Origin of the sequence: Methylopila jiangsuensis, from assembly GCF_027922305.1 — a bacterium.
GTDB lineage: Bacteria > Pseudomonadota > Alphaproteobacteria > Rhizobiales > Methylopilaceae > Methylopila > Methylopila jiangsuensis.
Map to the genome: position 1 here is coordinate 453,380 of NZ_BSFK01000005.1, position 23,510 is coordinate 476,889.

The window sequence follows — 23,510 nt, forward strand, 5'->3', positions numbered from 1 at the left end:
TGGCGGCCGGTCGCCGGCCGGCCGGAGACGCGCTGACATGACCGAACCGCTGAAGCTGGTGCTCGCCTCCGCGAGCCCACGGCGTCTCGCGCTGCTGGAGCAGATCGGCGTGACGCCGGACGCGCTGCTCCCGGCCTCCGTGGACGAGACGCCCGAGCGCAACGAACGCCCCCGCACGCTGGCGCTGCGACTCGCCGAAGCCAAGACCCGCGCCGGCGCCCGCCTCGCGGCCCAGGACCCCGCCCTCGCCAACGCCCTGGTGCTCGGCGCCGACACGGTGGTGGCGGTGGGGCGGCGCATCCTGCCGAAGCCCGAAAACCTCGAAGAGGCCGCCGATTGCCTGCGGCTGCTGTCGGGCCGCGCCCATCGGGTGCAGACCGCCATCTGCGTCACCACCCGCAAGGGCGCCCTGCGCAGCCGCCTCGTGGAGACGCGGGTGCGCTTCCGCCGGCTCTCCGAATCGGAGATCGCGGCCTATCTCGAGTCCGGCGAGTGGCGCGGCAAGGCGGGCGGCTACGCCATCCAGGGCCTCGCGGGGGCGTTCGTGGCCAAGCTCTCCGGCTCCTACGGCGCGGTGGTCGGCCTGCCGCTGTGCGAGACCGCGAATCTGCTGACGGGCGAGGGCTATCCGCTCCACCGCGGCTGGACCGCGACGGCGTGACGGCGGCCATGGGCGACGACGGAACGGCTCCCGAGGATCGCCGCCGCGCGCCGCGGCCGTGCCCGATCTGCCAGGCCATGTCGCTGCCGAAGCACCACCCGTTCTGCTCCCAGCGCTGCGCCGACGTGGACCTGTCGCGCTGGCTCAAGGGCGTCTACGCCGTCCCCGCGCGCGACGACGACGACGCTGAAAGCGGGCCGGACAGGAATGACGACGGCCTGTGAATTACGTCGCGCGACTCGCTGGACAGACCCCGCGCGACTTTCTATAAGGCGGCTCTCCCGCGGGACATGAGCCCGCAGGCACCCCGCCCGGGTAGCTCAGTTGGTAGAGCAGCGGATTGAAAATCCGCGTGTCGGTGGTTCGAATCCGCCCCCGGGCACCATTTTCCAAATAAGAACAAACACCTTACGCGGCCTTCCTGAACAGGCGGGCGAACGTCTGTTCGCGCGGGTCTCGCCTTGCGGGAGCCCGGGCCTCGGGCGGCGATGCGCCCTCCGCCGAAATGAGCCGCCCCGCTGTGAGGGACGCGCCTTTCCCGGGCGATCACGCGCTCCATCTGAGGCGAGGCGCAACGCCCGCCGAAGGTGATCCTCCCCATGAGCCGTTCCAAGCGTGACCTCCGGTCGGGCGTGCCCCTGTGGCTTCAGCGGGAGACGCCGTCGCCCGCGGCGGCGCTGGAGCGCAATGAGGCCGCGGACGTGCTGGTGGTCGGGGGCGGGGTGTCTGGCGCGCTTGTGGCGGACGCCGCGCTGCAGGCCGGTTTCTCCGTCATCGCCATCGACCGGCGGGATTTCGTCCGGGGCTCGACGCCCGCCAGCACCGCCCTTCTCCAGTTCGAGATCGACGAGCCGCTCACCGCGCTGTCCGAGGCCATCGGCGAGGCGGACGCGGCGCGGGCCTACTGGCGGAGCGCGTCGGCGGTCAGCCATCTCGCCGGCCGAATCGCCGACCTCGGAATCGCCTGCGGACTGAAGCCGCGCGACACGGTCTATCTGCCGGGCGACGTGCTCGATCCCCGCGCGCTCGCCCGTGAGGCCACGGCGCGGGCCCGGATCGGGCTGCGGTCGCGCTACGCGGAGGCCGCCGAGATAAAGGCCATGACGGGGATCGAGGCCGACGGGGGCATCGTCTCCAGCGGCTGCGCCGAACTCGATCCGGTCCGGCTGACGCGGGGCCTGTGGCGCTCCGCCATGGCGCGGGGCGCGCGCCTGTTCGCGCCGGTGGAGGCGACCGACGTGGAGGAGAGCCGTTCGGGGGTGACGGTCGCGACCGCCGGCGGCCAGGAGATCACGGCCACGTGGGTCGTGCTCGCCACGGGCTACGAGCTGATGCCCTTCGTGCCGATGGAGGGGCATCAGGTGCTGTCGACCTGGGCGATGGCGACCAAGCCGCAGCCCGACCGGCTGTGGCCGAGCCGGGCGCTGATCTGGGAGGCCGCGGACCCCTATCTCTACATGCGCACCACGCCGGACGGCCGGGTCATCGTCGGCGGCGAGGACGAGCCGATCGACGACGACGACAAGCGCGACGCCCTGACCGCGAAGAAGGTGGCGGCCATCGGCCGGAAGCTGAAGGCCAGGCTGCCGGAGCTGTCCGTCGAGCCGGAGTTTTCCTGGGCGGGCTTCTTCGGGGAGAGCGACACCGGGCTCCCCACCATCGGGACGCCGCCCGGCCTGAAACGCACCTTCGCCGTCATGGGCTATGGCGGCAACGGCGTCACCTTCAGCGCGGTCGCCGCCCAGCTGCTTCAGCGCGCCATGATCGGCCTTGCGGACCCGGATGCGGACCTGTTCGCGTTCAAGGGCTAGACGACGCCCTCAGGAGCACGCGGTCCTGCCGCATTTGCGCATGGCGTCGATGCGGGCCCTGATGGCCTGCTCGCCCACGGCGCCCGGCAGGATGGCGTCGCCGATGATGAACACCGGGGTCGACTCCACGCCGAACTGGTTCGCGAGCCCGTAGGCCTCCTCGATGGTGGCGCGCACCTCGGGCTTCTTCAGCGCCTCCTGCAGCGCGGCCGCCTCGACGCCCGCCTCGATGGCGGCCTTGGTGGCGGAGGCGAGGTCGGCCTGCCCCTGGGCGCCCAGCAGCCGGTCGTGGAACGCCTTGTACTTGTCGGGCGCGATCAGGTTGACCGCGGCCGACACCTGCGCCGCCTCCGCCGAGCCGCGGCCGAGGATCGGGAACTCCTTCAGCACCACCTTGAGCTTCGGGTCCTTCTCGATCAGCGCGTTGACGTCGCCGAGCGCCCGGCGGCAGTAGCCGCAGTTGTAGTCGAAGAACTCCACCAGCGTGACGTCGCCGTCCGGATTGCCGAGCACGGCCTGCAGCCTGGAGTTCTCCAGCGTCTCGGGCTTGCTGGCGAGCTTCTCCCGCGCCTCCGCCGCGTCGCGGTCCGCCTGCCGCTTCTGCAGCGCCTTCTGGGCCTCGATCAGGATCTCGGGGTTCTGCACCACGTAGTCGTGCACCAGCCGCTCCATGGCCGCGCGTTCGGGCGGGGCCACGGCGGTGGCGACGGGCAGCGCGCCGGAGAGGGCGAGCAGGGCCGTGGCGCCGGCGCCGACGAGGCCCGCTCCGACGGCGAGAGCGACGTTGCCGAGTGCGGCCATGGGAAACTCCTAACAAGGGGACGGCGGGCGCGGGGGCGCGGCGTCCTGATCGTGTGGTCCGGGAGCCGGACTTACTTCAGCTTGACCGGGCGATAGCTCGCGATGTCGTCGGCCTTCAGCCAGTTCGGCGTGCCGGGCTTGAAGGCGCGCTTGGCCCGCTCCGCGATCTGGCGGGCGGTGCCGTAGTCGCCGATGGCGAAGGCGGCCTGGGCCGAGGCGAGGTCGGCCTCGGGGATGCGCCCCTTGCGCGCCAGCGCCTGGGCGAGCTGGCGGTAGCCGTCCGCGTTCTTGGCGTCCCGCGCCGTCGCCTTGGTCAGTTCGGAAATGGCGGCGTCGGTGTCCCGCGGCGCGTTGCTCGCCACCAGCGCCTGCCCCAGCATGGTGCGGATGAGCGTGGCGTTGGGCGCGAGCGCGATGGCGCGCCGGAGCGGCGGCACGGCCTGCGCCGCGCGGCCGTTCTCCAGATAGGCCTGCCCCTTCAGCTCGTGGAACCACGGGTTGTTCGGCTGCGCCGCGATCAGCCCGTCGATCTGGCCGATGGCGCCGTCGAGCGCGGAGGAGCGGTAGGCGGAAATGGCGCGGGCGTATTTCGCCGGCAGGCTCTGGTCGCTCACGGGATAGCGCCGCGCCACCCCTTGCGGGCCTTCGGTGAAGCCCACCAGCTTCGCGCGCATCAGATCGTGCCGCGCCTGCAGGGCGGGCGGGTCCAGCTTGTCGAAATAGGGGCTCTTGCGCGCCAGCTCCTCCAGGTTCCGGATGCGGTCCTGCGGCATCGGATGGCTCTGGGCGTAAGGGTCGATGAAGCGCTGGGAGAAGGCGATCTGGTCCGCGAAGCGCTTGAAGGTGATCAGCATGCCCTTGGCGGACTGGCCGGTCTTGGTGAGGTAGTTCACCGCCGCCCGGTCGGCCGCCTGCTCCTCCGCCCGCTGGTAGGACAGCAGCGAGCGCATGATCATCTCCTGGGGGGCCATGGCGGCGCCGATGGCGGCGTTGCCGGCGCCCCGATCGAGGCCGCCGCCGGCGGCCGCCGCGCCGATCGCGCCCGCGCCGAGCAGCATGGCGACGATCGCCATGGTCTGGGCGCTGTCGAGCCGCTGGCGCAGCCGCGCCAGATGGCCGCCGGCGATGTGGCCGGTCTCATGCGCCAGCACGCCGATCACTTCGTTCGGCGTCTTCGAATCGAGCAGCGTGCCGATGTTGACGAAGATGCGCCGGCCGTCGGCCACGAAGGCGTTGAACACCCGCGAGTTGATGATGACGATCTCGACCGCGCCGGGATTCACCCCCGCCGCGCGGTAGATCGGCAGCATGTAGTCCTTGAGCAGGCCCTCGATCTCCGCGTCGCGGATGATGGAGCCGCCGCCGGGCGCCTGAGCCGCGGCGGGGGCCGCGAGCGCGGCCAGCGCGAGCGCCATGGCGCAGACCAGCGCCGTCGCCTTCGAGGCGAGAATCAGGACGGCGCGGCGCAGGGAGAACGGGGGCATCGACGGCGCCTTGGCTCGGTGTTCGCGTCTTGAGCGGTGCGGCGGGAGAGTAGGCTTCGCGCCTGCGAAGGGCAAACCCCTGCGGGGTCTTCATGGTCCCGCCCGCAATGACGCGCAATCGTGGCGCGAACATGAGCGCTTGTTCACGCCTTCGGCGCCGGACGGCTTTCCTTGCGCGCGGCGGCGATGTAGGAAGAGGCCCCAGACACATGACGAGGCTTTTTCGCTCCCGGCCGGACGGCCGGGGGAGGGCGGCTTCGTTTTTCGAGTTGGGATCAGGCCCGCGCGCGGGCCGCGCGACGCCCGCCTCGCCGGACCCCCGCCGGCGACGTGGGCGTCGCTCGGTTCAAGGCGGCCTTCAGGCGGAAGAGAGCGAATGGCCCGTTACGTCTTCATCACCGGCGGCGTCGTGTCCTCGCTCGGCAAGGGGCTCGCCTCGGCGGCGCTGGGCGCGCTGCTGCAGGCCCGCGGCCATTCGGTGCGGCTGCGCAAGCTCGACCCCTATCTCAACGTCGATCCGGGCACCATGAGCCCGACCCAGCACGGCGAGGTGTTCGTCACCGACGACGGCGCCGAGACCGACCTCGACCTCGGCCACTACGAGCGCTTCACCGGCAAGGCGGCGACCCGGCAGGACAACATCACCACCGGCCGCATCTACCAGAACATCATCGCCAAGGAGCGCCGGGGCGACTACCTGGGCGGCACCGTGCAGGTGATTCCCCACGTCACCGACGCCATCAAGAGCTTCGTGCTCGAAGGCAACGAGGGCGTGGACTTCGTGCTGGTGGAGATCGGAGGCACGGTCGGCGACATCGAGGGCCTGCCGTTCTTCGAGGCCATCCGCCAGTTGGGGAACGATCTTCCCCGCGGCGACGCCATCTACATCCACCTCACGCTGCTGCCCTGGATTCCGAGCGCGGGCGAACTCAAGACCAAGCCGACCCAGCATTCGGTGAAGGAACTCCGCTCCATCGGCATCCAGCCGGACATCCTGCTGTGCCGCTGCGACCGGCCGATTCCCGCCGACGAGCGCCGCAAGCTCGGCCTGTTCTGCAACGTGCGCGAGAGCGCCGTGATCGAGGCCCGCGACGTGGAGACCATCTACGACGTGCCGGAGGCCTACCACCGCGAGGGGCTCGACACCGAGGTGCTGCGCGCCTTCGGGCTGGAGCCCGGCCCGGCGCCGGACCTGTCGCGCTGGCGCACCGTCACCCACCGGGTCAAGAATCCCGAGGGTGAGGTCACCATCGCCATCGTGGGCAAGTACACGGGGCTGAAGGACGCCTACAAGTCGCTGTCCGAGGCGCTCGCCCATGGCGGCATCGCCAACACCGTTAAGGTCAACCTCGACTGGATCGAGAGCGAGATCTTCGAGCGCGAGGACCCGGCGCCGTTCCTGGAGCACGTCCACGGCATCCTGGTGCCGGGCGGCTTCGGCCAGCGCGGCGCGGAAGGCAAGATCCGGGCGGCCACCTTCGCGCGGGAGCGCAAGGTGCCCTACCTTGGCATCTGCTTCGGCATGCAGATGGCGGTGATCGAGGCGGCGCGGAACCTCGCCGGCATCCCCGACGCCAACTCCACCGAGTTCGGCCCGACGCCCGAGCCGCTGGTCGGCCTGATGACCGAATGGACCAAGGGCAACCAGCTCGAAAGCCGCCGCGCCGACGGCGACCTCGGCGGCACCATGCGGCTCGGCGCCTACGAGGCCCGGCTGAAGCCCGGCTCGCGGGTGGCGGACATCTACGGCTCCGACGACATCTGGGAGCGCCACCGCCACCGCTACGAGGTCAACGCCGCCTATCGCGACCGGCTGGAGGCCAACGGCCTGATCTTCTCCGGCATGTCCCCGGACGGTTCGTTGCCCGAGATCGTGGAGTACGAGGACCACCCGTGGTTCGTGGGCGTGCAGTTCCACCCGGAGCTGAAGTCGCGCCCGTTCGAGCCGCACCCGCTGTTCGCGAGATTCGTGGAAGCGGCGAAGGCGCAAAGCCGGCTGGTGTGAGGAGCGCCCTGTCTGGAAGGTGAGCCCAAACCTCCGGCGTCCTGCGCCGGAGGTTTGGAAGGGGCTCTGGCGGGCCGCCGGTTCTCCGCGCCGCGCTGTCTCGGCTGGCGCGGCCTCGGTCCGCGGCTCAGGCGTGGCGTCTGAAGGCGTGGGAGGGATCGCGCGAGCCGCGTGATTCCCAAGGATCAGCGCGTGAAGCGCGCTCGCCCGCTGGCGATCCGGACGCCTGTCGGCCTCACCCTCCGGCTTTCGGTCCGGCGGCGTAGCCCTGCAGGGCGGGGTCGAGATGCTGGGCGTTGCGCTCGCGCAGGCGGGCGGCCTCGTCGTCGTAGAGGAACGGCAGGAAGGCGTAGCGTCGCCCACGGGTCACCCGCGACACGGCGTGCAGCAGCGAGCAGGAGAACACCACGGCGCCGCCGGGCGGGGCCTTGAACGCGCGCGGCCCGTATTCGGGGAAGCTCACCTCGCCGCCGTCGAAGTCGGCGTTGAGGTTGATGGAGACCGCGAAGCGGCGGTGCGCGGTGCCGGCGGTGGTGTTGTCGCGGTGGGCGCGGAAATGGGCCTCGTCCTCGGCGGCGTAGCAGCCGACGATGTAGCGCTCCATGCGGGTGGCCTTGAACTGGTGGATCTTCTCGATCTCGCTCGCCACCCGCCGGCGGATGCGGGACTGGATCAGCCGGACCAGCTCCGGATCGGTGATGTCGCAGTCCTTGCGGCGCTTGTGGTTGGGGTCTTTCACCAGCACGGTCTTGCCGTCCACCTGCCGCATGAAGCCGGAGTCCTGTCCGCCCTCGCGTTCGTAGGTCGCGATCAGGCGCTCGCACAGCTCCGGCTCGAACACGTTGGGCAGCAGCAGGATCGGCGCCTGCAGCTCGAAGCCGGCGAAGGCGCTGGGCGGCGGCAGCGCAGCCACGTAGTCCAGCACGGCGTCGGCCTCGTCGGCGGTCGGGCTGAAGGGAAACACCTTAAGGACGCGCAAGGTGGGATCCAGCACCACCCAGATGCGCCGCATGGGCGCGGGCTCGCCCGGCGCCGCGTCCGCCGGAAGCGCGCCATAGGCGCGGCTGACCGAGCCGTCCACGTCGAAGATGTGCCGCAGGCCCGGAAGCAGCATCGCCACGCGCGCTTCCGTCTCGTCGGCGGGATCGACGCTGACGCCGAAGAAGCAGGCGCGCTCGTCGTCGAACAGCGCGCGCCGGGCCTCCACGCGATCGAGCGCGGCGCGCGCGCCCGGCGCCGACGAGGCGCCGTAGAAGCACAGCACCAGGTAGCGGCCGGCGGCGGTGTCGAACACGTAGCGCGGATTGCCGGTGGCGCGCTGGGCGAACCACGGCGCAGGATCGCCCGCCATGAGGTTGGCGTAGGAGCGCGGCTTGGCGGCCTGAGGCGGCGCGGTCTCGGTCACGGACATGAATCACGCGCGGCGCGGGCGCCGCTCCCCCCAATGGCCGCTTTCCCTTGGCGGCTCGACGCATCGTTCTACAAACGCATACGATCGGCGCGCGCCCGCGCCAAGTCTGCGGCGACGGTTCGGAGCGTCCAGCCTGTTCATCTTTATGCGAAGGGCGCCGCGCCGCGATCCGGGCCACAAACGGCTGCGACGCATTCCGGGAGAAGGCCACGCCCATGACCTACCGCGCCCCCGTCGACGACATCCTGTTCACGCTCGACCATGCGGCGGGGCTCGCCGCCGCGCGGGAGGCGGGGCTCTACGACGCGCTGGACCGGGAGACCTTCGCCGCCATCCTGGCCGAGGCCGGCGCCTTCGCGGAGGACGTGGTGGCGCCGCTGCTCCGGCCCGGCGATCGTGAGGGCGCCCGCTTCGCCGACGGCGCAGTGACCACGCCGGCCGGGTTCAGGGAAGCCTACAAGGCCTGGGCCGCGGCCGGCTGGAACGGCGTGCTGGCGGACGAGGCCTATGGCGGGCAGGGGCTTCCGGCCGTGCTGTGGGCGGCGACCACCGAGCTCTGGGCCTCGGCCTCCATGGCTTTCGGCCTCTGCCCCATGCTGACGCAGGGCGCGATCGAGGCGCTGCAGTCCCACGGCTCGGACGCGCTCAAGGCGCTCTATCTGCCGAAGCTCGTCTCCGGCGAGTGGACCGGCACCATGAACCTGACCGAGCCGCAGGCGGGGTCGGACCTCGCGCTGCTGCGGACGAGGGCGGAGCGGGCGGGCGACGGGACCTACCGGCTGTTCGGCCAGAAGATCTTCATCACCTACGGCGAGCACGACGCTTCGGACAACATCGTGCATCTGGTGCTGGCGCGGCTGCCGGACGCGCCCGAGGGCACCCGCGGCATTTCGCTGTTCCTGGCGCCGAAGTTCATTCCCGACGCGGAAGGAAAGCCCGGCGCGCGCAACGACGTCGCCTGCGTCGGCATCGAGGAGAAGCTCGGCATTCACGCCAGCCCCACCTGCACCATGGCGTTCGGCGACGCGGGCGGCGCCGTGGCCTATCTGGTGGGCGAGGAGCATCGCGGCCTGGCCTGCATGTTCACCATGATGAACAACGCCCGCCTCGGCGTCGGGCTCGAAGGCGTCGCGGTGGCGGAGCGGGCGACCCAGCAGGCGCTGGCCTTCGCCGCGGAGCGGAAGCAGGGGCGGGCGCCCGGATACGACGGCGCGGCGCCGATCGCGGCTCATCCCGACGTGCGCCGCATGCTGCTCACCATGCGCGCCCAGACGGCGGCGGCCCGCGCCATCTGCTACCGCGCGGCGGTGGAGATCGACCGTGCGCGGGCGACGGCGGACGCCGACGAGGCCCGCGCCGCCTCCGAGCGCGCGAGCCTGCTGATTCCCATCGCCAAGGCGTTCTCCACCGACGCCGGCTGCGAGGTGGCCTCGCTCGGCGTGCAGGTGCATGGCGGCATGGGCTTCATCGAGGAGACCGGCGCGGCGCAGCTTCTGCGCGACGCGCGCATCGCCCCGATCTACGAGGGCACGAACGGCATCCAGGCCATGGATCTCGTCATGCGGAAGCTGCCCCAGTCGGGCGGGGCGGTCGCGGCGGCGGAAATCGGGCGGCTGCGGGACAGCGCGCGGCGGCTCGCCGAGACCAACGCGCCCGCGCTCGGCGCCTCCGCCGCCCGGCTGGCGGAGGCTGTGGACGCGCTCGACCGCGCCACCGCCTGGATGCAGGCGCCCGAGCGCGACGCGAGCGAAAAGCTCGCCGGCGCGACGCCCTATCTTCGCCTGTTCGCTCTCGCCGCCGGCGGGGCGGGCCTCGCCGACAACGCGCTTGGCGCCCTGCGCAGCGCCGGAGCCGCGGCGCCGTCCGCCCATGCGGCGCTGGCGCGGTTCTTCATGGAGAATCTGGTTCCTGCCGCGGACGGCCTCGCGCGGGTCGCGACCGAAGGCGCGGGGGCTCTGGGCGCCGAGGCCGAGGCGGCGCTCGCCGTCTGACATCCGTCCTTCGTCGCGCTTGGCCTCTGGCATGCCAGAAGCATAATCCCATTCCCGCCCGCAGGGATCGCCGTCATGACCACGCTTTACGTCACGCACCCCGCCTTCGCCGACCATCTGGTGACGCCGGGCCATCCCGAACGGCCTGAGCGCATGCGCGCCGTGCAGCAGGCGCTGGAGGCGGAGACGTTCCAGTCGCTCGCCCGCGAGGAGGCGCCGCTGGTGGAGGCGACGGTGGCGACGCTGGCGCATCCGGAAGCCTTCGTGGAGACGCTGGACCGGGTGCGTCCGCGCGAGGGCATGGTGCGCATCGACGGCGACACCACCATGAGTCCCGGCACCTGGGAGGCGTTGCTGCGGGGGCTGGGCGCGGCGACGCTTGCGGTCGACGAAGTGATGTCGGCCAAGGCCCGCAACGCGTTCTGCGGCATGCGCCCGCCGGGCCACCACGCCGAGCAGTCCACGGCGATGGGCTTCTGCTTCTTCAACAACGCCGTGGTGGCGGCCCGCCACGCCCAGAAGGCCTACGGCGCGGAGAAGGTGGCGATCGTGGATTTCGACGTGCACCACGGCAACGGCACCCAGGCGATCGTGTGGGACGACCCCAGCATCATGTACGCCTCCACCCACCAGATGCCGCTGTTTCCGGGCACGGGGGCCCGCAGCGAGACCGGCGTCGGCAACATCGTGAATTGCCCCATGCGCTCGGGCGACGGCGGCGACCGGTTCCAGGAGGCGTTCAACGAAGCCATCCTGCCGGCGCTGAACACGTTCTCGCCCGATCTTGTCGTGATCTCCGCGGGCTTCGACGCCCATCACCGCGATCCGCTCGGCGGGCTGATGCTGACCGAGGCGGACTACGCCTGGATGACCGAGCGCCTGATGGACGTCGCGGACACTCACGCGTCCGGCCGCGTGGTGTCGCTTCTGGAGGGCGGCTACGACCTGCAGGGGCTGGCGAAGTCCGCCGCGGCCCATGTGCGCGCCTTGATGAAGGCGTGAGGCGCGCCTAAAACACGGCTCCTTCACGGTCCGCAGGAGCCCGCTTATGACCGACGTCCGTCCTGCCGACGTGGCCGACCTGAGCTTCGAGGCCGCGCTCGCCGAACTCGAGCGCATCGTCGGGCGTCTGGAGCAGGGACAGGTCCCGCTCGAGGAATCGATCGAGATCTACCGCCGCGGCGAGGCGCTGAAGGCGCGCTGCGACGACCTGCTCAAGAAGGCCGAGGCGCGGGTCGAGACCATCTCGGTCGGCGCCGACGGGTCTCCGAAAGGCCTTGCCGCGCTGGATCCCGAATAAGGCGGCGCCGTCCGTCCGCCCGACACGATACGTCGTTCATCATCCGCGCCGCGGAGAGGGCGAGGGACACGCCATGATCTACGCCTACGCGCTGCGCGACGGCGCGCTTCAGCTCGTGGCTCGCCAGTCGGGAGATCCGCTTCCCGCAGATGTGGTCTGGCTCGACCTGGTCAGCCCGTCGCCGGACGAGGACCGTCTGGTGGAGGCGACCGTGCGCGCCTCCGTGCCGACCCGCGAGGAGATGGTGGAGATCGAGCCGTCGAGCCGGCTCTATGTGGAGGACGGCGCGCGCTACATGACCGCGTCGCTGCTGTGCGGCACGGACACCGACCTGCCCACGCTCACCGCCGTCAGCTTCATCCTGACCTCCCGGGCGCTGGTGACGGTGCGCTACGATGAGCCGCGCTCCTTCGCGCTCTACGCCGCGCGCGCCTGCAAAGTGAACGGGCAGGCGGCGCCCCGCACGCCGGAGGGCGTGCTCATGGGCCTGTTCGACACGGTGGTGGACCGCATCGCCGACGTGCTGGAGACGGTCGGGGCCGAGATCGACGACCTGTCCCGCACCGTGTTCGACCGCGCCGGAGCGCAGGCCTACCGCAAGCCGTACCAGCAGCTTCTGAAGGCCATCGGCCGCAAAGGCGACCTGCTGTCGAAGGCGCGGGAAAGCCTCGTCACCCTGCAGCGGATCACGCTCTATCTCGCCGCCGAGATCGAGGGCGTGAAGCCGACCAAAGAGACCAAGGCGCTGCTGCGTCCCATGCAGCGGGACGTGACCTCGCTGATGGAGCACGCGGATTTCCTCGCCAACAAGGTGACCTTTCTGCTGGACGCCATGCTGGGTCTCGTCAGCCTCGCGCAGAACGACATCGTGAAGCTGTTCTCGGTGATGGCGGTGGTGTTCCTGCCGCCGACATTGGTGGCGTCGATCTACGGCATGAACTTCGAGGCGATGCCTGAACTCGCCTGGACGTTCGGCTATCCTTACGCACTCGGTCTCATGCTGGTGAGCGCTATACTTCCGTACCTCTTTTTCAAATGGAGGCGCTGGCTTTAAACGTATGCGTGAACGTTGCGAACCGCTGAGGATTCCGCGTCGCGTTTCACGGCTTATTATCCGGCCTCCCGTAAGGTCAGCCTGCTCCGTATGTGGACGGGAAGATCGATTTGGCTGCGAGTTTCGACCTGGGACTGCTGGCGGCGCTCGGCGTTCCGTCCCTCATCGGAGCCTTCTTCTGGGCGGGCTTCGCGCGCGCCGGCGCGCAGGCCGAGCGGCTGCCGACGCGGGCGCTCTGGATCGGCCTCGCTTCGTTCGTCGGAGCGGCCTTCATCACGCTGGTGGACGCGCTGTTCCTGCGCGCGCTCGGAGCGCCGGTGGCCGCGCTCTACGACCTGCGCGTGATGGCGCTCGCCTTCCTGGCCGCCGTGGCTCTTCTCGCCGTCAGCTCCGCCATCGTTCCAGACCGCCGGAAGGCCGACCTGTTCTCCATGGTGCTGGGCGGCGTCGTCGTCGGCTTCGCCTTCGCGGCGTCGCATTATGTGGCGTTGTTCGCCATGCGGTGGGGGGGCAGGGTCGTCATCGACGACGCGCTGCTGATCGCCGCGATCTCCGCTGTGGCGGCGGGGGCGGGCCTCGCCTTCGCCATCGTCCGGTACAGGGCCCGCTCCAAAGCTCTTCCGATCGGGCTCGGCGTGTTCACGCTGGGCGGCGTCGCCTTCCACCTTCTGCTGGTGAACGCGGTGAGCCTGAGCCGCGACCCTCGGATCCAGCCGCCGCTCGACGGCCTGTCCGGCGACGAACTGCTGCTGCTGGCGCTCGGCCTTCTGGCCATTTCGCTCATCTTCGCGCTGGTGGGCGTGCTGGCCGAGGCGCGTTACGGCGCGGGCGGCGTGTCCCGGCAGGCGCGGCTCGAGACCTTCGCCGACCTGTCGGCGGAAGGCATCGTCATCTGCGAGGATCTGCGGATCGTGGACGTCAACGTGGCCGCGGCGCGCATGATCGGGCTCGACCCGTCCACCATCCGCGGCCGCGCCTTCCGCGATTTCGTGGACGCCCCGAACCCGGACCGGCTTCTGTCCGCGAGCCTCGCCAAGCCGCAGGAGATCGCCATCCGCAGCATGGGCGGCACGCTCTCCACCGTCGAGGTGTCCAGCCGCGATCTGATGGTGTTCGCCAGGCCCCGGCGGGTGTTCAATCTGCGCGACGTCTCCGAGCAGAAGCGCACCGAAAGCCGCATCCGCCACCTCGCCTACCACGACCCGCTGACGGGCCTCGCCAACCGCGCGGCGTTCAACGAGGCGCTCGCCAACGCGCTGCGGCGCGGCGGCGAAGTGGCGCTGTTCTGCGTCGATCTCGACAAGTTCAAGGAAATCAACGACGTCTTCGGCCACAGCGCCGGCGACGAGGTCCTGCGCATCGCGGCCCAGCGCATCACGGCCGCGGCGCCCGGCGTCATGGTGTTCCGCCTCGGCGGCGACGAGTTCGTGGCCATCGGCACCGGCCCCGACGCGGGCGACGCCGACAAGCTGGCGCGGCGCATCGTCGAGCGACTGAACACCGACGCCATGGTCGCGGGCAAACTGGTGAGCTGCGGCGGCAGCGTCGGCTACGCGATCTTTCCCCATCACGGCGCCACCACCGACGCGCTGTTCGCCAACGCCGACGCCGCGCTCTACCGCGCCAAGGCCGATGGTCGCGGCCTCGCGCGCGGCTTCGAGCCCGGCATGGACCTCGCGCTGCGCGAGCGCTGGGCGATGCAGCAGGACCTCGCCACCGCAATCTCGCGCAACGAGATGTTCCTGCACTGGATGCCGCAGGCGAATACGGAGACCGGCGAGATCGTCGGTTTCGAAGCGCTGCTGCGCTGGAAGCATCCGGAGCGGGGCGTGGTGTCTCCCGCCCAGTTCATTCCCGCCGCCGAGCAGAACGCGTCGATCGTGCCGATCGGCGAGTGGGTGCTGCGCGCCGCCTGTCGCGAGGCTGCGCGCTGGCCGAAGGCCTGCAAGGTCGCGGTCAACCTGTCGCCGGTCCAGTTCCAGCACGGCGACATCGTGGCGCTGGTGCACGAGATCCTGCTGGAGACGGGGCTGTCCCCATCACGGCTGGAAGTCGAAATCACCGAAGGCGTGCTTCTGGACGACCACGCCGCGGCGCTGAACACGCTGCGCCGGTTCAAGGCGCTCGGGGTCCAGATTGCGCTGGACGATTTCGGCACCGGCTATTCGTCGCTGTCCTACCTGCAGTCGTTCCCGTTCGACCGGCTGAAGATCGACGCCTCCTTCATCAAGGCGCTCGCCACCAGCCCGCAGGCCCAGGCCATCGTGCGCTCGGTGCTGGCGCTCGGCGAAAGCCTCAGCCTTCCGATCACGGCGGAGGGCGTGGAGACGCAGGAGCAGCGCGCCTTCCTGGCCGAACTGCGCTGCGAAGAAATCCAGGGCTATCTCGTCGGCCGTCCGAGCCCGCTCGTGTCGTTCCAGTCGCCGTTCGAAAAGCCTCAGCGTCTTCTGGCCTGAGCGGGGCCCGGCCGCCAGGTGAAAAGGGGCGCGCGCTTGTCCATGAAGGCCCGCGCGCCTTCCTTGAGGTCCTCGCCGGCGAAGCCGCCGCGCCACAGTTCGTCCAGCTCTCCGAAATCGGGCGACGGCGCCGACAGCGCGTCGATCATGCGCTTGGCGGCGAACAGCGAGTAGGCCGAGCCGCGCGAGACGGCCGCGACCGTTTCCGAAACCACGGCGTCCAGTTCGCCGGGCGGCGCCACGCGATGCACGAGGCCGATCGCCAGCGCCTCCTCCGCGTCGATCAGGCGCGCGGTGAACAGCAGCTCCTTCGCCCGCGCCGGGCCGACGGCGTTCACCAGCCGCCGGGTGCTCTCCACCGGATAGACGATGCCGAGCTTGGCGGGTGTGATCCCGAACCGGGCGTCCGAAGCGGCGATGCGCAGGTCGCAGGCCAGCGCGATCTGGCAGCCGCCGCCGACGCAAGGCCCCTCGATCGCCGCGACCGTCGGGGCCGCGATCGCCGCCACCGCCTCCTCGCCGTCGCGCACGGCGTCAGCGTACGAGCGCCGGCGCGCCTCGTCAGCCGTCGAAAGCGCCACGAACTCGGCGATGTCGGCGCCTGCGCTGAACACGCCGCCGGCGCCGCGCATCACCACCGCGCGGATGTCCGGCCCGGCCGCGATCTCCGCCGCCACCTTCGGGAAGCCGCGCCAAGCGGCCTCGTTAAAGGCGTTTTTCTTCGCCGGACGGTTGAGCAGGACGGTCGCGACCGGGCCGCGCCGCGACAGGGTGACTCCTTCGACGGTGGAAGCGGCTGTCTCCATGGCGAAGGCGTTCCCGTGGCTCTATGGGCTTCAATGCAACACGCCTGAGTGACGCTCTTGCGCCGGCGCAAACAGCTCCACGCACGGCGCGCGCTTGCCGAACGGGGGGCGGAAGGACAGATTTCCTCCCGAACCGCGGCGGACCACATCCGGCCGCACCCTGATCCGATCCGAGGAGCGCGACAGATGACCAAAGTGCTTGTGCTTTACTATTCCACCTATGGCCACATCGAACAGATGGCCGAGGCGGTGGCCGAGGGCGCGCGCGAGGCCGGCGCCGAGGCGGTGGTGAAGCGCGTGCCCGAGACGGTCCCGCAGGAGGTCGCCGCGCAGAACCACTTCAAGCTCGACCAGAAGGCGCCCGTCGCCACCGTGGACGAGCTTCCCGAATATGACGCCATCATCTTCGGCGCGCCGACCCGCTTCGGCACCGTGGCCTCGCAGATGCGCGCCTTCATCGACCAGACCGGCGGGCTGTGGGCCGCAGGAAAGCTGCTCGGCAAGGTGGGCTCGGCCTTCACCTCGAGCGCGAGCCAGCACGGCGGACAGGAGAGCACGCTGCTCGGCTTCCTCCCGACGCTTCTTCATCACGGCATGGTCGTGGTCGGCCTGCCTTACGCCTTCGCGGGGCAGCTGACGCTGGACGAAATCTCCGGCGGCTCGCCCTACGGCGCGACGACGATCGCGGCGGGAGACGGTTCGCGCCAGCCGAGCGCCAACGAACTGGCCGGCGCCCGCTTCCAGGGCCGCCATGTGGCCGAGATCGCGGCGAAGCTCGCCAAGTAAGACGCCCGCCTGGGCGCTTCGACATGATGCGGGCGGGGAGGCCATGGTCTCCCCGCCCGCAAGCGTTTCAGCGCCGTGGTCAGGAGCCGGACTTCTTCGCCGACAGCGCGCCGGAGAATTCCACGCCCTCGGTGTCGCTGGCCTTCACCGTCACCGGGCCGCCATCGGCGAGGTAGGAGAACTGGATCGACGGGTCCTCGCTCAGCGAGATGCCGCCTTCCATGGTGAAGACCGTCTGGTCGCCCTGCTTCACCACGATGTTGTTCACGAAGCGCGCCGGGATGTAGCTGCGGTCGATCGGGTCCATCTGCAGGCCCGAATAGTTCGGGTGCCGGATCATCAGCTGCGCCTCCGACATGTGGCTCGCCGCCGAGGCGCCTTCAGGCTTCGCGGAGGCGTTCTCGGCGATCGGGCGGAACTTGAGCTGGCCGAGATTGGCGAGCGCCTGATCGGCGTCCTTCAGCGCCGGGGCCGAGCAGCCGCCGCTCGCCTTCACGAAGCGCGAGGTCATGTGCAGTTCGCCGTCGTCGGTCTCCAGCACCGCCCGCACCGAGGAATAGGCGTTGACCCGCAGACGCGTCGTCAGCGCGAACTCCTTGCGCTTCTGGCCGAGCGTGAAGGTGGCGGCGACGGGCGCGGGGTTCTCGTCGACGATCAGCGTCACTTTCGAGATGTTGCGGGGGTCGCCCGCGGGCAGCGCCACGGTGACGCCGATGGGCACGATCGCGGCGTCCTCGGCCCGCTTCGGCGCGTCCATGCTGAGAAGCGCGCTCCCGGCCTCGATCGGCCGGTCGCCGAAGGCGTCCTGCCGGAAGGTCTCGAACACCTTGTCGGTGTTGTCCTCGGCCCACGCGGGGGCGGCGGCGAGCGCCGCGGCGAGGCTGACCGCGGCGAAGGAGGAGGCGAGGACACGGCGCGACATGACGATCTCCCTTGAAAACCGGCGCGCTTCGCGCGTCTCGCTTTTCAGGAAAGAGTAAGCCCAGTCCCGCCGTTCCGCCAGACCCGGGCTTGATGCTCTTGAAATCTCTTCAGAGACCACCGCTGGTCGTCATGCCCGAGCTCAGCCATCGGGCGTCCACGACTTTTCGCCGGGCGCCTCCGATCAACAGCACGTCGCAGATGCCCGCGCGTCGCGCGGGCATGACGTGTGAGCATAAGGCGCGCGCTTGAGGGCGTTTCCAGAGGCGGGTTCAGCGCACCACGGTGACGCGCTTGGCGGCGCGGGTCAGGCCCGTGTAGAGCCAGCGGTCGCGGTGCTCCCGGAAGGCGAAGCTCTCGTCGAACAGCATCACGTCGTCCCACTGGGAGCCCTGCGCCTTGTGGACGGTGAGGGCGTAGCCGTAGTCGAACTCGTCGAAGCGCCGGCGCATGGCGTAGGGGATCGCCTCCGGATCGCCCTCGAAGAAGGCCCGCATCACCGCGACCGACACCGTGCGCCGGCCGCCTTCGTCTTCCGGCGCAAGGTCCATCTTCACCTTGGTGGCGTCGGTTCCCTTGAGGCGGCTCACCGTCCAGGTGCCGCCGTTGAACAGACCCTTGGTCTTGTCGTTGCGCAGGCAGACCAGCTTGTCGCCCACCGCCGGCATGGGGTCGATCAGACCCTTCAGCTCCCGGAGGCGGCCGTTGTAGAGCCGCCTCGTGCGGTTCATGCCCACCAGCACCTGATCGACGGCCAGAACCTCCTCGGTCGCGATCTCGCGGCGGGAGACGATGCGGCTCTCGCCATACTGGCCAAGCTCCAGCTCCCGGCCCTCGCGCACCGCGAGCGACATGCGGATGATGGGATCGTCCACCGCCTGACGGTGCACCTCCGTCAGCATGGCGTCGGGGCCGGCTTCGGTGAAGAAGCCGCCGCCCTTCACGGGGGGGAGCTGCGCCGGGTCGCCCAGCACCAGCACCTTGGCGCCGAAGGACAGCAGGTCGCGGCCGAGCTCCTCGTCCACCATGGAGCATTCGTCGATCACGATCAGCTCGGCCTTGGCGGCGGCGCCGTCGCGGTTCAGGGCGAAGGACGGGCCGTCGTCCTCGTCGCTTCCTCCGCCGCGGGGGCGGTAGATCATGGAATGGATGGTGCTCGCGCCCTCGCAGCCGCGCGAGCGCATCACCAGCGCGGCCTTGCCGGTGTAGGCGCCGAAGGCCACGTCGCCGTCGATGTCCTCGGCCAGATGGCGGGCGAGCGTGGTCTTGCCCGTGCCGGCGTAGCCGAACAGGCGGAACACCTGATCCCGCGGCCGGCGCAGCCAGTCGCTCACGGCGGCCAGCGCATCCTCCTGCTGGGGCGACCAGCGCATCCGAATCTCCCCGTTCCTCTTTCGTATCGCCGTGTTTAGCGCGGGTCGCGCCAGGGCGCGAACCAGCCGAGCCCGTCTTCGGTGCGCCCGGCGGGCCGGTACTCGCAGCCGACGAAGCCGTCATAGCCGAGCCGGTCCAGCGCCGCGAACGCGAGCGCGTCGTTCAGTTCGCCGGAACCCGGCTCGGCGCGGGCGGGCACGGAGGCGATCTGCACATGGCCGATCAGGGGCATGAGCCGCTCCAGCGAGGTCAGCACGTCGCCGTGCAGGATCTGGCGGTGGTAGACGTCGTACTGCAGGCGCACGTTGGGCCGGCCGCAGCGCGTGACGATCTCCGCGGCGCGGTCGAAGTCGTTCAGGAAATACCCCGGCATGTCCCGGCCGTTGATGGGCTCGATCAGGATGTCGACCCCCATCGGGCCGAAGGCGTCGGCGGCGCGGGCGAGCGCGTCGTCATAGGCGCGGCGCGCGGCCGGATCGTCCGCCGGCGCCAGCCCCGCCATCATGTGCAGCCGCTTGGCGCCAAGCGTCTCGACGTAAGGCGCGGCCTGGGCGAGCGAGGCGCGGAACTCCGCGGTCCGGTCGGGCAGGGCCGCGAGGCCGCGATCGCCGGCCGTCCAGTCGCCCGGCGGCAGGTTGAACAGCGCCAGCGTCAGGCCCGAGGCGCGAAGCGCTTCCGCCACCGCTTCGGGCGCGACATCGTAAGGGAACAGGAACTCCGCCGCCTCGAAGCCCGCCTCCGCCGCCGCGGCGAAGCGGTCGAGGAACGGGCGTTCCGTGAACATCAGCGTCAGGTTGGCGGCGAAACGGGGCATGGGCGAGGTGTCCGCGAGCAGGCGATCGGGCGCGCCGCCGTCATGCCCCAGCGCGCGGCGTTCGTCCACGCTGCGGCCGCCTTCACCGGGCGATCACGGCGCCGTAACGAACCTTTGGAAGAAGATCACATCGACGTATGCGCATTGTTCCCGGTTGTCGGCGCCATAACTGGAGGACATCGGCGCGAAAACGTCGCTCTCTATGAAAAGACGCTTTCGACCGCAAGCAAAACCAAGGAGGAACGACCATGATCGCCACGACCCGTCTTGCCCAGGCCGCCGCCGTAGCCGCCATCGGCCTGTTCGCCGCCGGCCCGGCCCTCGCCGTCAGCGTCTCCAACATGAGCGACAAGGCCATGGAGGTGACGGCGGACCTCGGCGAGAACGAGCCGAAGACCAAGATCGACGCCGGCAAGACTGTGAAGATCGACTGCCCCGAAGGCTGCGAGCTGCGCGTGCCGACCATCAGCTACGGCCTCGCCGCCACCAAGGGCGACAAGGTGGTGATCGGCAAGGACGGCGTGCTGGCTTACGAGGGCCAGGAGCAGGAGGCCCGCAACGACACCGGGGCTGCGGAAAAGAGCAAGGCGAACTGATCCGCTGCGCGGCCGTCAGCCGAGGAGGGTGACGCCCCCAAGGCTGACGGCCGTGATGAACAGCGTCGCGATCAGGCCGAGCAGCAGCGGGCGCGCGCCCCGCGCCCTGAGCTTGGCGAGATCCGCCGACAGCCCCATGGCGGCGAGCGCCACGGCGAGCAGGGCGGTCGCGACCTGCGCCGCCAGGGCCTTGGCCTCCGCGGGCAGGGCGACGACGCTGTTCAGCACGATGAGGGCGAGGAAGCCGCCCACGAACCACGGCGCCGGGGGGTGCCCGGCCTCGCGTCCGGTTCCCCGCGCGCTCCACAGGCCAAGCCCGATCACCAGCGGGGCCAGCAGGATGACGCGGGAGAGCTTGGCCACGGTCCCGGCCTCGCCGGCCTCCGGCCCGCCGGCGGTGGAGGCGCCCACCGCCTGCGCCACCTCGTGCAGGGAGGCGCCGGCCCACAGGCCGTAGGCCTGGGCGTCGAGGCCGAAGGGGCCGGCCAGCAGCGGATAGAGCGTCATGCCGAGCGTGCCGAACAGCGTGACGCAGGCGATGGCGTAGGCCACGTCCTCGTCGTCGGCGCGGGCGACGGTGTTGGCGGCGACGATGGCGGAGGCGCCGCAGACGGAGGTGCCCGCCGCGATCAGCTGCGTCAGCCGGGGCGCGACCCCGAGCCGCCGTCCGGCCCAGAGGGTGAAGGCGAAGGTTCCCGCAAGCGACACCGCGATCACCGCGAAGCCGCCCGCGCCGATCGACGCCGCCTGCGAAAGCGTGAGCTGCAGGCCGAGCAGCATGACGCCGAGGCGCAGGAGGGGCCGGAGGGCGAAGGCGAGGCCCGGCCCGGCGGCGGCCGGCGCGCCGACCAGCGCCCGCGCCGCGATCCCGAGGCCGACCGCGAGCGACATGGGGCCGACGAGGCCGACGCCCGGCAGTTCCCGCAGCGCGAAGGCCAGCGCCGCGACGGCGCCCGCATAGGCGAGCCCCGGCGCCAGCCGGGCGAGGCCGGAGGCGGGAGCGAGCGGTTGAAGCGGTTCGATCGGCAGAGCCATGTGCGGAATCTCCTGTCCGCACAAAGGTGCCCACTTAGACACGTTCGAAAAAACGAATTGCTTCTATGGTTTCGTTCGTCTGTCGCGAACGTTTCCGGCCTCCGGACGCGATGTTCGCTCCGGCCGCAGCGCGAAGGCGCGCTCCACCGCGTCGCGGCCGAAACGGGCGCGCAGGTCCGCCACCGCGGTCTCGATGGCGCCAAGCTTCTCGCTCCGGTCGTCCACCAGATCGCGCGGGTCGGCGGCGGCGGCCGGCGCGAGGTCCGAGACGGAGACGCCGATCAGCCGAAAGGCTTCGCCGGCCGCCTCCTTGCGCATCAGCCGCTGGGCGGTCTCGAAGATGCGCTGGGCGAGCCGGGTCGGGGCGGGCAGGGCGCCGGCGCGGGTGCGCAGGCGGAAATCGGCGGTCTTGAGCTTCAGCGTCACGGTGCGGCCGGCGATCCCGCCCGCCCGCAGCCGGTCGGCCACCTTCTCGCTCATGCGCCAGAGGTGGCGCGCCAGCTCGTCCGGGTCGCGGATGTCCGCGTCGAAGGTGGTCTCGGCCCCGACGCTCTTGCGCTCCCGGTCGGGATTGACCCGGCGGTTGTCGCGGCCGAAGGCGAGCTGGGCCAGCCTGAGCCCGCTCTCGCCATAGGCGCGGGCGAGCGTGGAGGCCTCCGCCCGCTGCAGGTCGCCGATGGTGCGGTAGCCGTCCCGCGTCAGCGTCTCGGCGAAGGCGGGGCCGACGCCCCAGAGAAAGCCCACCGGCCTCGGCGCCAGAAACGCCGGAGCCTCGTCCGCGGACAGGACGGCGAAGCCGCGGGGCTTGTCGAGGTCGGACGCGATCTTGGCGAGGAACTTGTTGGAGGCGAGGCCGACCGAGACCGAGATGCCGAGGTCGCGCTCCACCTCGCGGGCGAAGCCCGCAAGCGCCACCGCCGGCGGCGCCTTGTGCAGGGCTTCGGTGCCGGAGAGGTCGAGGAACGCCTCGTCGATGGACAGCGGCTCCACCAGCGGCGTCAGCGCCAGCATCTTGGCCCGCACCGCCCGGCCCACCTCCACATATTTCGCCATGTTCGGGCGGATGACCACGGCGTCCGGACACAGCTTCAGCGCCTTGAACATGGGCATGGCCGACTTCACGCCGGATATGCGCGCCACGTAGCAAGCCGTTGAAACGACGCCGCGTTTGCCGCCGCCGATGATGACGGGCCGGTCCACCAGCGACGGGTCGTCCCGCTTCTCCACCGCGGCGAAGAAGGCGTCGCAATCCACATGCGCGATGGTCATGCGCGCAAGCTCGGGATGCCGGGCGAGGCGCGGGCTGCCGCAGGCGCGGCAGCGGGGCGCGGCGCCGGCCGGCGTCAGGCAGTCGCGGCAGAAGGCGAAGGCGCCTCCGGTCATTCCCGTCGTCCCGCCGCGTCAGGCCCAGTGTTCGGTCGGCGCGCCGCCGAGCGCCAGGCGGGCGACGCCGACGTGGTCCGGCGGCAGCCCCTCCTGCTCCGCGAAGGCGACCAGCAGCGTCTCGTCCGCCAGCACGTAGTCCAGCACCGAAGGCAGGAAGCCGGGATCGGCGGCGGCGGCGCGCACGTCGGCCGGGTCCAGCCCCGACAGCGCGAAGAAGCGGCCCAGCCGCTCGGAATCCGCGGCGAGAAAGCCGAGCGCGCGGGCCGCGAGGGCGGCGGCGGCGTCCTGATCGAAAACAGGCAAGCGTGCCATGTCTTTGCGTTCGTCCTTTTGCAAGGAATGTTCGGTAGAATTTTCCGAAACAGGGATAGATCGGCCCTCCGGACGAGCCGGCGGGTTTCGGGTCGCGTCAGTCCGGCCGGCGGGAGACATCAGGCGCATGCCCAAGACCGTTCTGATCGTGGAGGACAACGAGCTTAACATGAAGCTCTTCCACGATCTCCTCGAAGCGCACGGCTACGCGACCATCGAGACCCGCAACGGCGTCGAGGCGCTGGAGCTCGCCCGCACCCATCAGCCCGACCTGATCCTGATGGACATCCAGCTGCCGGAGGTCTCCGGGCTCGACGTCACCCGCTGGATCAAGGAGGATGAGCGCACCCGCGCCATCCCCGTGATCGCCGTCACCGCCTTCGCCATGAAGGGCGACGAGGAGCGTATCCGCAGCGGCGGCTGCGAGGCCTATCTGTCCAAGCCGATCTCGGTGGCCAAGTTCCTGGAGACGGTGCGCCACTATCTCGGCGACGCCTGAGGGGCCC

The 23,510-nt window shown here is 70.8% G+C and carries 22 protein-coding genes and 1 tRNA gene; 13 read left to right on the top strand and 10 right to left on the bottom strand.

Features of this window, described 5'->3' with window-relative positions; all coding sequences use genetic code 11:
• Positions 1 to 37 precede the first annotated feature (37 nt).
• The 4 genes from PKE85_RS03655 (at position 38) to PKE85_RS03670 (ending at position 2,472) form a co-directional block, all read left to right on the top strand.
• Positions 38 to 661 carry a Maf family nucleotide pyrophosphatase gene (locus tag PKE85_RS03655; protein ID WP_271203424.1) on the top strand — a complete coding sequence of 208 codons (624 nt, stop codon included), beginning with the start codon at positions 38 to 40 and terminating at the stop codon, positions 659 to 661.
• Entirely contained in the window at positions 658 to 885 is a 228-nt protein-coding gene (yacG, locus tag PKE85_RS03660) for a DNA gyrase inhibitor YacG (RefSeq protein WP_428981310.1), read from the top strand. The genes PKE85_RS03655 and yacG overlap by 4 nt, the downstream gene beginning before the upstream one ends.
• Positions 886 to 970: 85 nt before the next feature.
• Positions 971 to 1,046 (top strand) — tRNA-Phe (locus PKE85_RS03665).
• 214 nt (positions 1,047 to 1,260) lie between these two features.
• Positions 1,261 to 2,472: an NAD(P)/FAD-dependent oxidoreductase gene (locus tag PKE85_RS03670; protein ID WP_271203425.1), complete on the top strand. Its 1,212-nt coding sequence runs from the start codon at positions 1,261 to 1,263 to the stop codon at positions 2,470 to 2,472.
• A 9-nt stretch (positions 2,473 to 2,481) separates the two neighbouring features.
• Here PKE85_RS03670 and PKE85_RS03675 read toward each other — a convergent pair whose 3' ends face one another.
• Both PKE85_RS03675 and PKE85_RS03680 read right to left on the bottom strand, forming a co-directional pair.
• Positions 2,482 to 3,273: a DsbA family protein gene (locus PKE85_RS03675; protein WP_271203426.1), complete on the bottom strand. Its 792-nt coding sequence runs from the start codon at positions 3,271 to 3,273 to the stop codon at positions 2,482 to 2,484.
• 71 nt (positions 3,274 to 3,344) lie between these two features.
• Positions 3,345 to 4,757, bottom strand: a complete 1,413-nt coding sequence (locus PKE85_RS03680; RefSeq protein ID WP_271203427.1) for a M48 family metalloprotease — start codon at positions 4,755 to 4,757, stop codon at positions 3,345 to 3,347.
• A gap of 376 nt (positions 4,758 to 5,133) precedes the next feature.
• Between PKE85_RS03680 and pyrG the strand changes: the two genes are divergently transcribed.
• Positions 5,134 to 6,762 (top strand): CTP synthase, encoded by a 1,629-nt coding sequence (gene pyrG / locus PKE85_RS03685; RefSeq protein WP_271203428.1) that lies wholly within the window; start codon positions 5,134 to 5,136, stop codon positions 6,760 to 6,762.
• 235 nt (positions 6,763 to 6,997) lie between these two features.
• Here the strand turns inward: pyrG and PKE85_RS03690 are convergent, their stop codons facing one another.
• Positions 6,998 to 8,173 carry a 2OG-Fe(II) oxygenase gene (locus tag PKE85_RS03690; protein WP_271203429.1) on the bottom strand — a complete coding sequence of 392 codons (1,176 nt, stop codon included), beginning with the start codon at positions 8,171 to 8,173 and terminating at the stop codon, positions 6,998 to 7,000.
• Positions 8,174 to 8,388: 215 nt separating this feature from the next.
• On the opposite strand from PKE85_RS03690, the gene PKE85_RS03695 reads away from it, so the two are divergent.
• The 5 genes from PKE85_RS03695 to PKE85_RS03715 all read left to right on the top strand — a co-directional run bounded on the left by PKE85_RS03695 (position 8,389) and on the right by PKE85_RS03715 (position 14,974).
• Entirely contained in the window at positions 8,389 to 10,164 is a 1,776-nt protein-coding gene (locus PKE85_RS03695) for an acyl-CoA dehydrogenase family protein (protein WP_271203430.1), read from the top strand.
• A gap of 75 nt (positions 10,165 to 10,239) precedes the next feature.
• Positions 10,240 to 11,166 (top strand): histone deacetylase family protein, encoded by a 927-nt coding sequence (locus PKE85_RS03700; protein ID WP_271203431.1) that lies wholly within the window; start codon positions 10,240 to 10,242, stop codon positions 11,164 to 11,166.
• Positions 11,167 to 11,212: 46 nt separating this feature from the next.
• Positions 11,213 to 11,464, top strand: coding sequence for an exodeoxyribonuclease VII small subunit (locus PKE85_RS03705; RefSeq protein ID WP_271203432.1), 252 nt, complete (start codon positions 11,213 to 11,215; stop codon positions 11,462 to 11,464).
• 73 nt (positions 11,465 to 11,537) lie between these two features.
• Positions 11,538 to 12,518: a magnesium transporter CorA family protein gene (locus tag PKE85_RS03710; RefSeq protein WP_271203433.1), complete on the top strand. Its 981-nt coding sequence runs from the start codon at positions 11,538 to 11,540 to the stop codon at positions 12,516 to 12,518.
• Positions 12,519 to 12,628: 110 nt separating this feature from the next.
• Complete coding sequence (locus PKE85_RS03715) at positions 12,629 to 14,974, top strand: putative bifunctional diguanylate cyclase/phosphodiesterase (RefSeq protein ID WP_271203434.1); 2,346 nt, start codon at positions 12,629 to 12,631, stop codon at positions 14,972 to 14,974.
• Here the strand turns inward: PKE85_RS03715 and PKE85_RS03720 are convergent.
• Positions 14,956 to 15,780 carry an enoyl-CoA hydratase/isomerase family protein gene (locus PKE85_RS03720; protein WP_271203435.1) on the bottom strand — a complete coding sequence of 275 codons (825 nt, stop codon included), beginning with the start codon at positions 15,778 to 15,780 and terminating at the stop codon, positions 14,956 to 14,958. The two genes, PKE85_RS03715 and PKE85_RS03720, sit on opposite strands and share 19 nt — an antisense overlap.
• Positions 15,781 to 15,966: 186 nt before the next feature.
• On the opposite strand from PKE85_RS03720, the gene wrbA reads away from it, so the two are divergent.
• On the top strand, positions 15,967 to 16,566 hold the full coding sequence (gene wrbA, locus PKE85_RS03725; RefSeq protein WP_271203436.1) for an NAD(P)H:quinone oxidoreductase: 600 nt from the start codon (positions 15,967 to 15,969) through the stop codon (positions 16,564 to 16,566).
• Positions 16,567 to 16,645: 79 nt separating this feature from the next.
• On the opposite strand, the gene PKE85_RS03730 is transcribed toward wrbA, so the two are convergent.
• The 3 genes from PKE85_RS03730 to otnI form a co-directional block, all read right to left on the bottom strand.
• Positions 16,646 to 17,488, bottom strand: a complete 843-nt coding sequence (locus tag PKE85_RS03730) for a quinoprotein dehydrogenase-associated SoxYZ-like carrier (RefSeq protein ID WP_271203437.1) — start codon at positions 17,486 to 17,488, stop codon at positions 16,646 to 16,648.
• 271 nt (positions 17,489 to 17,759) lie between these two features.
• Entirely contained in the window at positions 17,760 to 18,860 is a 1,101-nt protein-coding gene (locus PKE85_RS03735; RefSeq protein WP_271203438.1) for an ATP-dependent DNA helicase, read from the bottom strand.
• A 35-nt stretch (positions 18,861 to 18,895) separates the two neighbouring features.
• Positions 18,896 to 19,675, bottom strand: coding sequence for a 2-oxo-tetronate isomerase (otnI, locus tag PKE85_RS03740; protein ID WP_271204071.1), 780 nt, complete (start codon positions 19,673 to 19,675; stop codon positions 18,896 to 18,898).
• Between the two features lie 248 nt (positions 19,676 to 19,923).
• Between otnI and PKE85_RS03745 the strand changes: the two genes are divergently transcribed.
• Complete coding sequence (locus tag PKE85_RS03745; RefSeq protein ID WP_271203439.1) at positions 19,924 to 20,271, top strand: hypothetical protein; 348 nt, start codon at positions 19,924 to 19,926, stop codon at positions 20,269 to 20,271.
• A 15-nt stretch (positions 20,272 to 20,286) separates the two neighbouring features.
• Here PKE85_RS03745 and PKE85_RS03750 read toward each other — a convergent pair whose 3' ends face one another.
• The 3 genes from PKE85_RS03750 to PKE85_RS03760 all read right to left on the bottom strand — a co-directional run bounded on the left by PKE85_RS03750 (position 20,287) and on the right by PKE85_RS03760 (position 23,004).
• On the bottom strand, positions 20,287 to 21,306 hold the full coding sequence (locus tag PKE85_RS03750) for a YeiH family protein (protein ID WP_271203440.1): 1,020 nt from the start codon (positions 21,304 to 21,306) through the stop codon (positions 20,287 to 20,289).
• A 63-nt stretch (positions 21,307 to 21,369) separates the two neighbouring features.
• A complete protein-coding gene (locus PKE85_RS03755; protein ID WP_271203441.1) occupies positions 21,370 to 22,689 on the bottom strand; it encodes a DNA polymerase IV in 1,320 nt (439 codons plus the stop codon).
• 18 nt (positions 22,690 to 22,707) lie between these two features.
• A complete protein-coding gene (locus tag PKE85_RS03760) occupies positions 22,708 to 23,004 on the bottom strand; it encodes a DUF3572 domain-containing protein (protein WP_271203442.1) in 297 nt (98 codons plus the stop codon).
• Positions 23,005 to 23,131: 127 nt separating this feature from the next.
• On the opposite strand from PKE85_RS03760, the gene PKE85_RS03765 reads away from it, so the two are divergent.
• Entirely contained in the window at positions 23,132 to 23,503 is a 372-nt protein-coding gene (locus PKE85_RS03765; protein ID WP_271203443.1) for a response regulator, read from the top strand.
• The last annotated feature ends 7 nt before the right edge of the window (positions 23,504 to 23,510 follow it).